We start from the raw sequence: 14,259 nt of genomic DNA, 5'->3' as shown, positions 1-14,259 counted from the left end.
GATTGCTGTGATGGAGCGCGAAACGATCGTCCTTGACATGGCGGGCGCTGATACCCACGGGGAGGCCGCGCGGCTTCGTGAGCGTGGACCGGCGGCGCTGGTGGAGCTGCCCAACGGGGTGCCCGCGTGGTCGGTGACCGACGCTGCCGCGCTCAAGAGCCTGCTGGCCGATCCGCGGGTGTCGAAGGATCCCCGGCAACATTGGACGGCGTTCATCAACGGCGAGATCACCCAGGAGTGGCCGCTGTTCCCGTGGATCGCCGTGGACAACATGTTCACCGCCTACGGCACCGAGCATCGGCGGCTGCGCAGGCTGGTGGCGCGCGCGTTCACCGCGCGCCGCACCGCCGCCCTGCGTCCGCGCATCGAACAGATCACCGGCGAACTGCTGGACGCGCTCGCGGCGATGCCCGCCGGCGAGGTGGTCGATCTGCGGGCGCACTACGCCTACCCGGTGCCGATCCGGGTCATCACCGAGATGCTCGGTGTGCCCGAGGCATTGAACGCGGGCCTGCGCACCTGCGTGGACCGGTATTTCGACACCACCATCAGTCAGGAAGCCGCGGGGGCCAACTACGTCGAGATGTACGGGCTGGTCACCGAATTGGTCACCTATCGGCGGGTGAATCCCGGCGACGACCTGACCAGTGCGCTGATCGCCGCACGCGACGAGGAAGACGGCTCGCAGCTGAGCGAGAAGGAACTGGTCGACACGCTGATGCTGGTCATCAACGCCGGGCACGAGACCACGGTCAACCTGCTCGACCAGGCCATCGTCGCGCTGCTGACCCATCCCGAGCAGCGCGCGGCGGTGGAATCGGGCCGGGTGCCGTGGACCGACGTCGTCGAGGAGACGCTGCGGTTCCAGGCGCCGGTCGCGCATCTGCCGCTGCGCTACGCCGTGGACGACATCGAACTCGACGGCGGAGTGCACATCGCCAAGGGCGAGGCGATCCTCGCCTCCTACGCCGCGGCCAGCCGCGATCCGAAGGTGCACGGCGACAGCGCCGACGTCTTCGATCTGGAGCGGAAGAACAAGGATCATCTCGCCTTCGGCTACGGCGCCCACCACTGCCTGGGGTCGCCGCTGGCGCGGATGGAGGGTGAGCTGGCGCTGCCCGCGTTGTTCGCCCGCTTCCCCGGCCTGCGACTGGCCGTTGAAGAGTCCGAATTGCAGCCGGTGGTCAGCTTCGTCTCCAACGGTCATCAGCACCTACCGGTTTATCTGAGCGCGGAGCGGTAACAAGTTTCTTGATGAATCTCAACTGGGCAACGCACCATTCGAACGCGTCCACCGGTTCGTGCCCGGTTCGGCACGTATCTCCGCACGATGCCGATGGGCCGCGGGTTTCGCTGTATTCGGCGGAATTCGCGGCCGATCCGCACGGCGCCTATCGCGAGATGCGCGAGCGCTTCGGACCACTGGTCCCGGTCGAACTGTCACCGGGTATCCACGCGACGCTGGTGATCGGATATCACACGGCCGTGCGGATCCTCAACGATCCCGAGCATTTCCCGGCCGACCCCCGCGTGTGGCAGAAGGACATTCCACTCGATTGCCCGGTGCTGCCGATGCTGGAATTCCGCACCACCGCGTTGCGTACCACCGGCGCCGAGCATCTGCGCTATCGCTCGGCGAACACCTGGGCACTGAACCAGGTGGACCTGCACGGCTTGCACGCGACCGTCGCGCGGATCGCGGCGTCGCTGATCAACTCGTTCTGCCAGGACGGCAGCGTCGATCTGATCGGCCAGTACGCCTTCCCATTGACGTTCGCGGTGCTCAACGAGCTGCTGGGCTGCCCGCCCGATATCGGTCAGCGGGTGGCCACCGGGATGGCCGCGATCTTCGAAGGCATCGACGCCGAGCAGGGCAACGCGATGCTGGAGCAGGCACTGGCCGAGCTGACCGAGCGCAAACGCCGCGAGCCCGGCGACGACCTGACCACCCGGCTGTTGCGGCACGAGACCGGGCTGTCGGACGCGGAAATGGTGCAGCAGCTGGTGGTGCTCTACGGGGCAGGCATCGAGCCGCTGCAGAACCTGATCGTCAACACACTGCGGCTGATGCTCACCGACGACCGGTTCGCCGGCAGTGTGCTCGACGGCAGCCTGTCGACCCGCGACGCGCTCGACGAGGTGTTGTTCACCGACCCGCCGATGGCCAATTTCTGTAGCACCTATCCCCGTCAGCCCACCATGGTGGACGGGGTGTGGCTGCCCGCGCACCAGCCGGTGGTGATCAGCATGACCGGCTGCAACAACGATCCGGCGATCAACAACGGGCAGTACGCGGACAACCGTTCGCATCTGGCCTTCAGCGCAGGCCCGCACGCCTGCCCGGCACGATCGGTGGCCTATCTGGTGGCCTGCGACGCGATCGACGAATTGCTGGACGCGCTGCCGGAGCTGGCGTTGGCGATTCCCGCCGAACAGCTCACCTGGCGGCCGGGCCCGTTCCATCGCGCGCTGTCGGCACTGCCCGCGGTCTTCCCGAAATCGCCGCCCCTGCCCACTCACTGACGGGTTCGCGCCCGCGACGTTCGTGCTCGCAATGTGCGTGGCCGCACGCCCTGGTTGCCAGGCGTGAGCCGTCATGTGATGAAGTCTCACAACGAAATACGAGTATTTCTGTTCGCTCGCGGGAGCGCCCGCCGCGACGGTACAGTCGGGCCTGCAGCTGTACACGGGCACCGGGAGTTGCCCGCACGAAGGGGGCGGAGGGTATGTGAGACCGCTGCTGTCGAACGCGGTTCGGGAGCAGGCAGCGGGGCTGTGGACTTCGAGGCTGTGCGCACAGCCGGCCGGAGCCGCCGCCCTCGCCGATCGTTTTTCTCGTGGGCATGGCGTACGGGCGCAGCGGCGCGCCCTGGCCCGCCCCTACGGCGACGACCGACGGTGACCCGGCGCCGTCCGGTCGCTTCTCGCCGAGGTCAGACCTGGAGTTCGTATCGTGACCATGCACCAACTCGCCGACACCGGCCGATCCTGTCCCGTCACCCGGGCCATGCCGATGGATACCGACGGGCCTCGTATCTCGCTCTACGCGGCGGAATTCGCCGCCGACCCGCACCGGGCCTATCGGGAGATGCGGGAACGCTACGGCGCCCTCGTTCCGGTAGAACTGGCGCCCGGCGTCCCCGCCACCCTGGTGATCGGATATCGCACCGCGGTGCGCATCCTCAACGATCCGGACCATTTTCCCGCCGATCCGCGTGTGTGGCAGAAGGATATTCCGCCGGATTGCCCGGTGCTGCCGCTGCTGGAATGGCGCCCGCAAGCCCTGCGCAGCACCGGTGCCGAGCACGCCAGGTACCGGCAGGCCTACACCGAGGCCATCAATGGCGTCGACCTGCACACCCTGCACAGCACGGTCGAAAAGATCGCGATCCCGTTGATCAATACCTTCTGCGAGTCCGGCTCCGCGGAGCTGATCAGCCAGTACGCGTTCCCGCTCACCTTCGCCGTGCTCAACGAAATCCTCGGTTTCCCAGCCGAACTCGGGCAGCGGGTGGCCACCGGCATGCAGGCGATCTTCGACGGTATCGACGCCGAGCGCGGCAATGCGATGATCACCGAAGCGGTGATGGAATTGGTCGCCGATAAACGGGTGAATCCCGCCGACGACATCGCCACCCGGCTGCTGAATCATCCGGCGGCGCTGACCGAGGAAGAGATGATCCATCAGCTGGTCACTCTCTACGGTGCGGGGATCGAGCCGCAGCAGAACCTGATCGTCAACACCGTGCTGTTGATGCTCACCGACGATCGCTTCGCCGGCAGCGTGCTGGGCGGGAGCCTGTCCACCCGCGACGCGCTCGACGAAGTGCTGTTCACCGACCCGCCGATGGCGAACTTCTGCGTGAGCTATCCACGCCAGCCGATCCTCATCGACGGAGTGTGGCTGCCCGCGCATCAGCCCGTGGTGATCAGCATGACCGGCTGCAACAACGATCCCGAGGTCAGCGCCGGCCGCTACGTCGACAACCGTTCGCATCTGTCGTGGAGCGCCGGTCCGCATGCCTGCCCGGCCAAATCGGTGGCCTACCTGGTGGTGCAGGACGCGATCGACCAGTTGCTCGACGTGCTGCCCGAGATGCGATTGGCGGTGCCGCCGGATCAGCTGAGTTGGCGTCCGGGCCCGTTCCACCGTGCACTGGCCGCCATGCCGGTGGTGTTCCCGCCCTCGCCGCCATTGACGGTGCGCTGAGGTTCGGGCCGCTTCCCGCCGCTCCGGGAAGCGGCCCGCCGCGGCGCCGGATGCCGTGACCGATCAGTTGGTTTCGATGTCCCGGTGCCGGAAACCCAACGCGCCCACCACGCACAGCAGCACCGCCACGACCGCGGTGATCAGTACCGGCGCCGCCGCGAAATCCACCGCAGGCACCAGCGGAATATTGTCGAAGGGGGAGATGCTCATCAACCAGTCCGGGAATTTCAGGGTCGCCCCGAACATCAGCACCACGAAGCAGAACGCCAGCGCGATCCAGGCGCCGACGGTGGCCAGCGGCAGAAACCCGAACAACACCACCGTGATTCCGCCCAGCACCCACACCGCGGGCAGGTAGGTCAGCGACGCGCCGAGCAGCGGAAGCAGCTGCGACATGTCCCCGGTCATCGCGCCGTACATCAGCCCCATACCGAACCCGCCGAGGGCGAGCACCACCGCCGAGCCGGCCAGCATGATCACCAGATGCCCGGCCAGCCAGCGCAGCCGCGGCAGATCGGTGGACAGCAGCGGCTCCACCCGCCCGGCCGCTTCCTCCGCGCGCGGGCGCAGGCCGGCGGAGATCGTGTAGGCCGAACCGATCAACGCCAGCAATCCCGCAGACATGGCGTAGAAGGCGTCCACCAGGCTGCCGACGTCCTGCCCGAGCATCTCGCCGAGATCGACGTCGCCGAGCAGATCGCCCACATCGTCGCCGATCGACCCGAAAGCCAGCCCGGCCAGCAGCATCCCGACCGACCAGCCGATGAGCGATCCGCGCTGCAATCGCCAGGCCAGTCCGAACGCACTCCGCAAGGATTCTCCCGCGCGCGCCGGCCCGGGGCGCGGCGGCAGCACGCCTGCACCGAAATCGCGATGATCGAGCACCCGCCGCGCTGCCAGCGTGATCGCGACGGCCACCGCGAGCGAGAGCAGTGCGGGCCACCAGACCTCGCCGTCGTAGGGCCGCATGGCCTGCCCCCAGCCCAGCGGTGACAACCACGACAACACCCCGTTACCCACATCGCCGACCGCGCGCAGCACGTACGACACCGCGATCGCGGCCCCGGTGAGGCCGTAGACCGCGCGGGTGCTCTCGGTGAGCTGGGCCGCCAGCAATGCGATGGCCATGAACACCAGACCGGCGCAGGTGGCGCCGACACCGAGTGCGATCGAACCGGCCGCGGGCAATCCGTAGGAGATCAGGCTCAACGCCACGGCCACGCCGTAGACCAGGTTGGCCAGCACCGCGAGGATGGTCGCGCCGGTGAACCCGGCGTGCCTGCCGACCACGCCGGAACGGATGAGCTCGTCGCGGCCGGTCTCCTCGTTGGCGCGGGTATGCCTGCCGATCAGGAACATACTCATCAACCCGGCGACGATCATCCCGAAAGCGCTGGCCTGGAACGCCACTTGGCCGCCGATGGTGTCGAGCACCCGGGGCGGGCCCGCCATGGCCACCATGGCGGCATTGCCCTGCATGCTGGCCGCGACCCGGTCCAGATCGGCCTGGGTCGGATAGGCGACGTCCACGCCGACGGCCTGCGAGTAGTAGACGAAGGTGCCGCCGAGTAGCCAGCAGGCCAGCGCGATGCGTTCCCGGCGCAGGAAGAAGCGGGTGAGGATACCGGTGCCGGTGAGCGTCGTCGTGGTCATGATTCCTGCACTCCCGAGGCCGCGAGCTCGTCACCGTAGTGGCGCAGGAACAGCTCTTCGAGGGTTGGTGGCTGGCTGGTGAGGGTACGGATACCAAAGCCGGTGAGGTGGCTGATGGCCGCGTCCAGATCGACGGTGTCGACCTGGAACCGGGCGCGATTGCCCTCGACCACCAGATCGTGCACGCCTGCGAGCTCGTCCAGCCCGCTGGGCGGGCGGGTGGTCTCGCAGGCGATCGAGGTGCGGGTGAGGTGGCGCAGGTCGGCGAGGCTGCCGGATTCGATGGCCTTGCCGTGGCGGATGATCGTTACCCGATCGCACAGTGCCTCGACCTGGGCCAGGATATGGCTGGACAGCAGGACGGTACGGCCGTGTTGTTTCACCACCTCGTCGATGCATTCCTGGAAGACCGCTTCCATGAGCGGGTCGAGTCCCGAGGTCGGTTCGTCGAGCATGAGCAACTCCACGTCCGAGGCCAGCGCCGCCACCAGCGCCACCTTCTGCCGGTTGCCCTTGGAGTAGGTGCGGCCCTTCTTCGTCGGGTCCAGATCGAATCGCTCCAGCAGTTGCGCGCGGCGCTTTTCGTCCAGTCCGCCGCGCAGTGTGCCCATGAGATCGATGACCTCGCCGCCGGTGAGGTTGGGCCACAGGTTCACATCGCCGGGCACGTAGGCCAGCCGCCGATGCAGTTCGGCGCCGTGCTGCCACGGGTCACCGCCCAGCAGCGTGGCGGTGCCGCTGTCGGCGCGCAAGAGACCGAGCAGAACTCGGATGGTGGTCGATTTGCCGGCGCCGTTGGGACCGAGGAAGCCGTGCACCTCACCGGTGGTGACGTGGAGGTCGAGCCCGTCCAGCGCGCGGGTGCGGCCGAAAGTCTTGACCAGGTTGGTGATATCGATTGCCGCAGACATGTTTCAACGGTAGCGACGCGTGCACGTCGATGCGGGTCAACGGGAATCACCGGTGTGGCGGCGTACCGGGCTGCCTGCGTGCGTGGCTGCTCGATCGGTGCCGCAGCCATCGTCGTCCTTCGCCGCGGCGGCGCGGGCCGGGATGACCGGCCGTTCACACACCGCGCTCCGACCGGCCGTGGGACCGAGTGATCGACGCCACAAGTTGAGAGCCACGGTTAACTTACCCTATAGTAAGTTATCGCGTTGCCGAGGTTGAAAGGCGTAGAGGGGCTCACATGGTGTCGCTAGTGGGGGATCTACCGCGCGCTGCGCGCAATATCTGGTCGCTGTCGTTCGGTGACGGTATCGAGCCGTACGCGCCCACGCCGTCGACGGTCGTCTACGACGAACCGCACCGCTGCCTGCGCCGGTTCGATCGCGACGAACCGTCCACCCAGCGCCCGGTGCTGCTGGTGCCGCCGCTGGCGGTCACCCCCGCCTGCTTCGATCTGCGCGACGGGCAGAGCTTCGTGCAGTTCCTGCTGGAATCCGGCAGGCAGCCCTACGTCATCGACTACGGCCAGATGACCTACGCCGACCGTGACCTCGGGCTGGAGGAATGGACCCACGACATCGTCCCGACCGCGATCCGGCGGGTCAGCCAGGAGCACGACGGCGCGGACGTCGAGGTCATCGGCTGGTCGCTGGGCGGCATCCTCGCCGTACTGGCCGGCGCCGGGCACGCGGATCTGCCGATCGCCTCGATCACCGCCATCGCCCCGCCGTTCGATCAGCGTAAAACCGTGACGGTGGCGCCGCTGCGAATGCTCGGTGCGGTCACCGGTGGTCGCGAAGTCGATTTGGCCACCCGGGTATTCGGCGGGATCCCCAGCTACATCGTGCGCACCGGGTTCCGGGTGCAGGCCTTCCAGCGTGAGCTCACCCGCCCGCTGTTCGTGGCGCGCAACATCCTGGACGAAGACGCGCTGGCCCGGATGGAGGCCATCGACCGGTTCATGGCGATGATGCCCGGCTATCCCGGCCGGCTCTACCGGCAGATCCACCGATCGTTCATCCTGCGCAACGAGCTGGTCACCGGCACCATCCGGTTGCGGTCGGATCTGGTGGTCGAAACCGCGAAACTCACCTGCCCGGTGCTGATTCTGGGCAGCCGGACCGACTTGGTCGTGCCCGCGGCCGCGGCCCGGGCCGGGCTCGACGTGCTCACCGGTGCGGAGGTGCGGTTCGAGGAGGTTCCCGGCGGTCATCTGGGCATCCTGGCCGGGCCGGCGGCGCGCGAGACGACCTGGCGCGTGATCGACGAGTTCCTGGCTCGCTGAGCGGCTCGGCGAACGGCTCAGGTCGCGGCGCGCAGGAGCCGCTCGCCCAGCTCACGGCAGCGGTCGCGGAATTCGACGGGCTCCTCGATGGTGAAATCGGCCCCGGTCAGGGCGAGTTGGAGTACGAGCCATTCGAACGAATCCACCCGGGTGACCACCCGCGACTGGTCCGCGCCGAGCGCTTCGATATCGCAGTCCTGGAATTTCAGCGCGTCGCGAATCGTCGCGGCGGGAGCGTCGACGACGGCGACCGCGCGATACCTGCGGGCGGTGAGCCCGGCCCGTAGGTACGCGATACCGGATTCGGCCGGTAGTGGGCGCGGGGTGAACCGGGCACCGGTGGCCACGGCGTCGGTGATGCGGTCCAGCCGGAAGGTGCGCCAGTCGGCGCGATCGAGATCCCAGGCCAGCAGATACCAGCGCAGATGCAGGTTGACCTGGCGATACGGTTCCACCCGCCGGGTCGAGCGCGCGCGCGACTTATCGATGTAGTCGAACCGGACCCGCTCGTGTGCGCCTGCGGCGGCCCCGAGCAGGGCCAGCAGTTCGGCGTCGACCGCGGGCGCGATGAGCGGAGCCGCCTCGAGCGACGCGCGTACGGCTTCGGCACGCAATCGCAGCCGGGTGGGCAGGAACTGGTCGATCTTGCCGAAGGCCCGGTCGGCGGCGGCGCCGATATCGGTGTGCGCGTTGGCCGGCGGTTCGTCGGTGCCGGTGGCGCCGAGCAGGGCCAGCGCGATGAGGGTGGCGACCGCCTCGTCGTCGTCGAGGAGCAGCGGGGGCAGTGTGCGCCCGGCCGCCAGCTGGTAGTAGCCCGTCGGCCCCGGCTGGGTGGTGACCGGGTACCCGTAGCTGCGCAGCCGATCGATATCGCGGCGCAGCGTGCGGGCGCTCACGCCCAATCTGGCCGACAGATCCCGGCCGCTGTAGCGTCGCCCGGTCTGCAAGGTGGCCAGCAGTTCCAGCATCCGGCCGGTGGTATCGGACATAGCTCCATTGTCCGCCGATTGCGGTCAAGATCCGTCCGCATCTGGGCCTACCGTCGACAGTGTGACTCGATCAGCTACCGCACCGACCCGATCGGCGACCGCACCGGAGCGCGCGATCCGCATCCGGGCAGCACGGACCAATAATCTGCGTGAGGTCGATATCGACATCCCGCGCGGACAGCTCGTGGTCTTCGCCGGGGTGTCCGGTTCGGGTAAATCGTCGCTGGTGTTCGACACCATCGCCGCCGAAGCCGGATATCAGCTCAACGAGACCTATCCGCCGTTCGTGCGCAATCGCCTGCCGCGCTGGAGCAGGCCGGACGTCGGCGCGATCGACGGACTCTCACCGGTGGTGGTGATCGACCAGAAGCGCCTCGGCGGCAACGCCCGCTCCACCGTCGGCACCATCACCGACGCCTACACCTACCTGAGGTTGCTGTACTCCCGGGCCAGTGAGCCGTATGTGGGCGAGTCCAACCACTTCTCGTTCAACGATCCGGCGGGCATGTGCCCGGCCTGCGCGGGACTGGGCGAGACCCTGGCCACCGACGTGGAGCGGGTGCTCGACCTGGACAAGTCCCTGGAGCAGGGCGCGATCCTGCTGCCCGGCTTCGGCAACGGCCAGTACTGGTACAAGCAGTACGCCGATATCGGATCCTTCGATCCGGCGACGCCGCTGCGCGAGTGGACACCCGACGAACGTGCGGCCCTGCTCTACGGCGGCGCGGCGGCCGCGCGGCTCGGCACCCGTCCACCCAAGGACTACGAGGGGGTCGTGGAACGGTTCGAGCGGATCTACCTGCACACCGCCGATGAGATGTCGGAACGCAAACAGGCGGTGGTGCAACGCTTCACGCGCACCGAGCGGTGCCGCGAGTGCGACGGCGAACGGCTCACAGCCGCGGCCCGCACCGCGACCGTGCTCGGCCACACCATCGTCGAACTCGGGCGAATGGAGATCGACGAGCTGGTCGAGGTCGTCGGGGGAGTGCGCGAACCGGCCGTGCGGCCCGTGGTGGACGCCTTGCGCGAGCGACTCGGCGCCCTGGTCGCCATCGGACTCGGCTATCTGACGTTGTCGCGCCCGACGCTGACGCTGTCCGGCGGCGAATCCCAGCGCATCAAGACCATCCGGCATCTGGGCAGCAGCCTCACCGAAATGCTGTACATCTTCGACGAACCCACCATCGGGCTGCACCCGCATGACGTGCGCGCGATGACCGAACTGCTGAAACGCTTGCGTGACAAGGGCAATGCGGTGCTCGTGGTCGAACACGATCCGGACGTGCTGCGGATCGCCGATCAGATCGTCGAGATCGGGCCGGGCGCTGGCACCGACGGCGGGCGGGTGGTGTTCCAGGGCGGATTCGACGAGCTGCTGCGCGCCGACACCCCGACCGGGCGTGGCCTGCGTCAGCAGCGCACCCCCCGAACGCCACGAACCGCCGCGGGAAAGATCCGCATCGAGAACGCCACCCGCAACAACCTCGCCGGGCTCGACGTCGACATCCCGACCGGCGTACTCACCGTGTTCACCGGCGTGGCCGGTTCCGGCAAATCCAGCCTCGCCGCCGAACTCGCCGCACAGCATCCGGCCACCGTCGTCGACCAGCGCCCGGTGAGTACGAACCGGCGCTCGACGCCGATCACCTACACCGGGATCGCGCCCGCCATCCGCCAGCTGTTCGCCCGTCGTCATGCGGTGCCGGCCGCGCTGTTCAGCGCCAACTCCACCGGCGCCTGCCCGGCCTGCAAGGGTCTCGGGGTGATCTACACCGATCTGGCGTTCATGGACGGTCAGGAGGTGGTCTGCGAAACCTGCGGTGGACGGCGGTTCACCGAGGAAGTGCTCGGCTACCGCGTCGACGGTCTCTCGATCGCCGATATCGACGAGCTGACCGTCGATGAGGCATTGCGACGGCTGAGCACCCCCGCGATCACCAAGGCGCTCGGCCATATCGCCGACGTCGGCCTCGGCTATCTGCGGCTGGGCCAATCACTGACCACGCTGTCCGGCGGGGAATGCCAGCGCCTGAAGATCGCCAAGGAGCTGGCCGCCCGCGCCGAGCACACCCTCTACATTCTCGACGAGCCGACCACCGGTCTGCACCTGTCCGATATCGACACCCTGCTCGCGGTGCTGGACGCCTTGGTCGGCAAGGGCGACACGGTGGTCGTCATCGAACACAACCTAGAGGTGATCCGGCGCGCCGACCGGATCGTCGACCTCGGGCCGGGGCCCGGTCGGCGCGGCGGCCGGATCATCATCGAGGGCACCCCCGAGCAGCTGGCCGCCTGCGCCGAGTCGGCCACCGGACGGGCACTGCGCGAAGCGATCGGGTGATTCCCGGCGACGACCCCGCCGGACGCCATCGAGCCGGCGGACGGCTCGGTCAGGAGGCCGAGCGGGCGATGATCACCGGGCACTCGGCGGCGTGCAGCACCGCCTGGCTGACCGAGCCGAGCGTCATGCCGACGAACCCGCCGCGGCCATGGCTACCGACCACCAGCAGCCGAGCCTCCGCCGCGGTATCGATCAGCAGCCGCGCGGGCCGCTCCTCGGCGACCACCTGGCGCACGGTGACCTCGGGGTAGCGGGTGCGCCACGGTGCCAGGGCATCGGCCAGTCTCGACTCGGCCTCGGCCGCGAGCTCGGCTCGGGACAAGTAGCGATAGAACTCCGACCACGCCGTCACCGCCACCAGTTCCGCACCGCGGCGGGCGGCCTGGTCGAAGGCGACGGCGATGGCGTGCACGCTGCTCGGCGAACAATCGGTACCGACCACCACCGGACCGTGCGCGCGCTCGGCGAACTCCGGGATCACCGCGACCGGGCAGTGCGCGTGCCGGGCCAGCGAGGTGCTCACCGAACCGAGCAGTCCGCGCCGCAGTGCGCCGAGACCACGGGTGCCGACGACCAGAATCCTGGCCGTGCTGGAGCGTTCACGCAGCAGCGGGACGGGCGCGGCTTCCCGCACGAGGGTCTCGATCTCGATCGGGCCGATGGGCGCGGCCGCGGCGGTGGCGATCTCACGGGCTTCGGCCAGCGCCTCCTGCCCGGCCTTGCGGTAGCTCTCGGCGTCGATCGGCGCATAGCCGAGGGTGGGGCCCACGTCGATCGGCACACCGATCGCGTACACGATGTGCAGCGGGCTGCCGTGGCGGGCGGCATCGGCAGCGGCCCAGCGCACCGCCCCGATGGCGGATCGGGAGCCGTCGGCGCCGACGACGACCGGTGCGCTGTCAGTGGACATGGCCTGCTCCTCAGTGCGCGGTGCGCTCGACGGTGAAGAACTCGGTGACCGGGCGCCGGGGTGTGGGCGGCTGCTCCGGCTCCTCGGGCGCGGCGCCGATGCGCACCACCACCTGCGGCACGGCCGGTCGTGGAATCAGTCCGGCGATGATGCGCCGGCTCGACGGCAATTCGGTGATGTGGGTGAGCGGACAGGTCGCCAGCCCGGCCGCGGTGCATTCCAGCAGCACGGCCGATAGGGCCTCGCCGGTGCGCAGCCACGGCAGCGGAGCGTCCTCGGGGGAACTGAGTACCGCCAGCCGGGCGTGATCGTCGAGCTCGCCGCGCCGCAGCGAGCGAGGCCCGGCCGGGAAATCGCGCCCGACGCCGACCTGCGCGAGTTCCGCGTTCGAGGCCAGCGCAGTCGCCGGGATCCCGTCCAGGTTGGCGCTGTTGCCCGCCCACCAGTGCAATTCGTGCTGGTAATGCGGATCGTGGCGGCGCAGGGCCGAGGACTGTTCCGCGGCCGCGGCCAGGCGCGGCCGCGCCGCATCGTCGAGCTCGTCGAAGGCGATATCGAAGGCCGAGACCAGGGTGCGCACCCCGGGGCCGACCTCGTCCCAGCGCGGTGGTGCGAGCATCGGCAGCCGGTCGGTGTGGCGCCGATCGATCGCACGGGCGAGGGCGAGCAGCCGCTGCGGCGGGTCCGGCCAGGGCCGGAACTCGACCGTCGCCAGCTGGTCGCGGTGCGCCGGGTCGGGCAGCCGGGTGATATCGGTGTGCCAGCCGCGCGCGGCGAACGCGGTGCTCACGTGGTGCAGCATCGCGCCGCAGCTGATCACCAGTTGCCTGGCCTGGGGATCGGCCGAATGCAGCCTGCGTTCGCCGTCGCCGTAGAGGTGGAGCCGGGTTCCGTCGAAGACCCAGCGCCAGGGCTGGGTGTTGTGCACCGACGGCGCCCGGCAGGCCAGCCGCAACGCGGCCAGCACTGTCGGATGCTCGGGGATCCGAACTTCGTCGATGTTGGTCATATCTGCGAGTGTGCTCCTCCCGCAGGTGCCTGACCAGGGTCGTCGGTCCGCATGTCGGACACCGCGACGCCGGGCCCCGTCGAGCGGTACGGCTGCCGCGCAGCTGACCGCGCGGAGTCGAACGAGTGCCGCAGGCTCAGGCGATGGGACTGATCCCGGTGATGAGCGTGCGTCCGCCGACCGTGGCGGTGGTGACGAGCTGAGGGTTGTAGGTGATCGGCTGGGTCTGCGGCCGGTACTCGGTGACGACGACGGTGTACTGACCGACGAAGGCGCCGGGACTGATCGCGAGGCAATGGGTGGTACCCGCGGGCACCGAATCGATGCCGCGCTGGATATCGGCCGCCGAGGGCACGGCCGCACCGGGAGCGACGACGGTACGGGCCTGCTCCCCTGAGCGCGCGACGTAGAACGCGTGCTGGAAGGCGAAGATGGCCGCCGTCCCGGAATCGTCCCCACCGGCGGCATTGCCCTGGATCCGGTTCCCCACCCGTTCCGGCGCACACGCGGCCGGATCGCCGGACGGCGCCGGAATCACCAGATCCGGCCGAGCCCGCGCGGGCGCGGCATCGGTGTCCGGTCCACCGAACCGCACATACGCCGCGGCCAGCAGGGCGCCGGCGCCGAGCAGGCCGAGCATCAGTGTGGCCACCCGGCGTAGTCCGTGACGGCGTTCGATCGGCTCGGGGCGGCCGATCCGCCGCGGCGGGCCCTGGCCGGGCGGTGCGGGCCGGCCGGGCGCGATCTTCTTCGGCGCGGGCAGCGACGACATCCAATCGGCCCATTCGCCCACATAGTCGGCGTTCGCGCCGCTCGTTTCGGACGGCGCTTCGTCCCCGCGCGCACTGTCCCGTCGATCCATAACGCCCCCACCTTCGTCAGGTTCTTCCGTCAGGTCCACCTATTTGTAC

11 protein-coding genes are annotated in these 14,259 nt (G+C 69.0%); 5 read left to right on the top strand and 6 right to left on the bottom strand.

The window, feature by feature from the left end:
• The first annotated feature begins 10 nt into the window (after positions 1 to 10).
• From AC4HOU_RS03470 to AC4HOU_RS03460, 3 genes are all read left to right on the top strand, one after another.
• Positions 11 to 1,243, top strand: coding sequence for a cytochrome P450 family protein (locus AC4HOU_RS03470; protein WP_195007060.1), 1,233 nt, complete (start codon positions 11 to 13; stop codon positions 1,241 to 1,243).
• Positions 1,244 to 1,401: 158 nt separating this feature from the next.
• Complete coding sequence (locus AC4HOU_RS03465) at positions 1,402 to 2,523, top strand: cytochrome P450 (protein WP_490724113.1); 1,122 nt, start codon at positions 1,402 to 1,404, stop codon at positions 2,521 to 2,523.
• A 436-nt stretch (positions 2,524 to 2,959) separates the two neighbouring features.
• Entirely contained in the window at positions 2,960 to 4,210 is a 1,251-nt protein-coding gene (locus AC4HOU_RS03460) for a cytochrome P450 (protein ID WP_175585974.1), read from the top strand.
• Positions 4,211 to 4,273: 63 nt separating this feature from the next.
• On the opposite strand, the gene AC4HOU_RS03455 is transcribed toward AC4HOU_RS03460, so the two are convergent.
• Both AC4HOU_RS03455 and AC4HOU_RS03450 read right to left on the bottom strand, forming a co-directional pair.
• The gene (locus AC4HOU_RS03455; RefSeq protein WP_195007061.1) at positions 4,274 to 5,863 is read right to left on the bottom strand and encodes an ABC transporter permease; all 1,590 of its coding nucleotides are present in this window, start codon (positions 5,861 to 5,863) and stop codon (positions 4,274 to 4,276) included.
• Positions 5,860 to 6,774 carry an ABC transporter ATP-binding protein gene (locus AC4HOU_RS03450; protein ID WP_194992680.1) on the bottom strand — a complete coding sequence of 305 codons (915 nt, stop codon included), beginning with the start codon at positions 6,772 to 6,774 and terminating at the stop codon, positions 5,860 to 5,862. Before AC4HOU_RS03450 ends, AC4HOU_RS03455 begins: the two co-directional genes overlap by 4 nt.
• Before the next feature lie 278 nt (positions 6,775 to 7,052).
• Between AC4HOU_RS03450 and AC4HOU_RS03445 the strand changes: the two genes are divergently transcribed.
• The gene (locus tag AC4HOU_RS03445; protein ID WP_490724112.1) at positions 7,053 to 8,096 is read left to right on the top strand and encodes an alpha/beta fold hydrolase; all 1,044 of its coding nucleotides are present in this window, start codon (positions 7,053 to 7,055) and stop codon (positions 8,094 to 8,096) included.
• A gap of 17 nt (positions 8,097 to 8,113) precedes the next feature.
• On the opposite strand, the gene AC4HOU_RS03440 is transcribed toward AC4HOU_RS03445, so the two are convergent.
• Positions 8,114 to 9,085: a helix-turn-helix transcriptional regulator gene (locus AC4HOU_RS03440; RefSeq protein WP_490724111.1), complete on the bottom strand. Its 972-nt coding sequence runs from the start codon at positions 9,083 to 9,085 to the stop codon at positions 8,114 to 8,116.
• A 61-nt stretch (positions 9,086 to 9,146) separates the two neighbouring features.
• Between AC4HOU_RS03440 and AC4HOU_RS03435 the strand changes: the two genes are divergently transcribed.
• The gene (locus AC4HOU_RS03435) at positions 9,147 to 11,429 is read left to right on the top strand and encodes an ATP-binding cassette domain-containing protein (protein ID WP_280498663.1); all 2,283 of its coding nucleotides are present in this window, start codon (positions 9,147 to 9,149) and stop codon (positions 11,427 to 11,429) included.
• A gap of 49 nt (positions 11,430 to 11,478) precedes the next feature.
• Here AC4HOU_RS03435 and AC4HOU_RS03430 read toward each other — a convergent pair whose 3' ends face one another.
• The 3 genes from AC4HOU_RS03430 to AC4HOU_RS03420 form a co-directional block, all read right to left on the bottom strand.
• On the bottom strand, positions 11,479 to 12,339 hold the full coding sequence (locus AC4HOU_RS03430; protein WP_194991959.1) for a universal stress protein: 861 nt from the start codon (positions 12,337 to 12,339) through the stop codon (positions 11,479 to 11,481).
• 10 nt (positions 12,340 to 12,349) lie between these two features.
• The gene (locus AC4HOU_RS03425; RefSeq protein WP_490724110.1) at positions 12,350 to 13,348 is read right to left on the bottom strand and encodes an Acg family FMN-binding oxidoreductase; all 999 of its coding nucleotides are present in this window, start codon (positions 13,346 to 13,348) and stop codon (positions 12,350 to 12,352) included.
• 136 nt (positions 13,349 to 13,484) lie between these two features.
• Entirely contained in the window at positions 13,485 to 14,210 is a 726-nt protein-coding gene (locus AC4HOU_RS03420) for a DUF8176 domain-containing protein (protein WP_194991957.1), read from the bottom strand.
• Positions 14,211 to 14,259 lie beyond the last annotated feature (49 nt).

It is taken from the genome of Nocardia sp. JCM 38205 (assembly GCF_058222935.1).
This window is presented reverse-complemented; position numbering and strand designations above follow the sequence as displayed.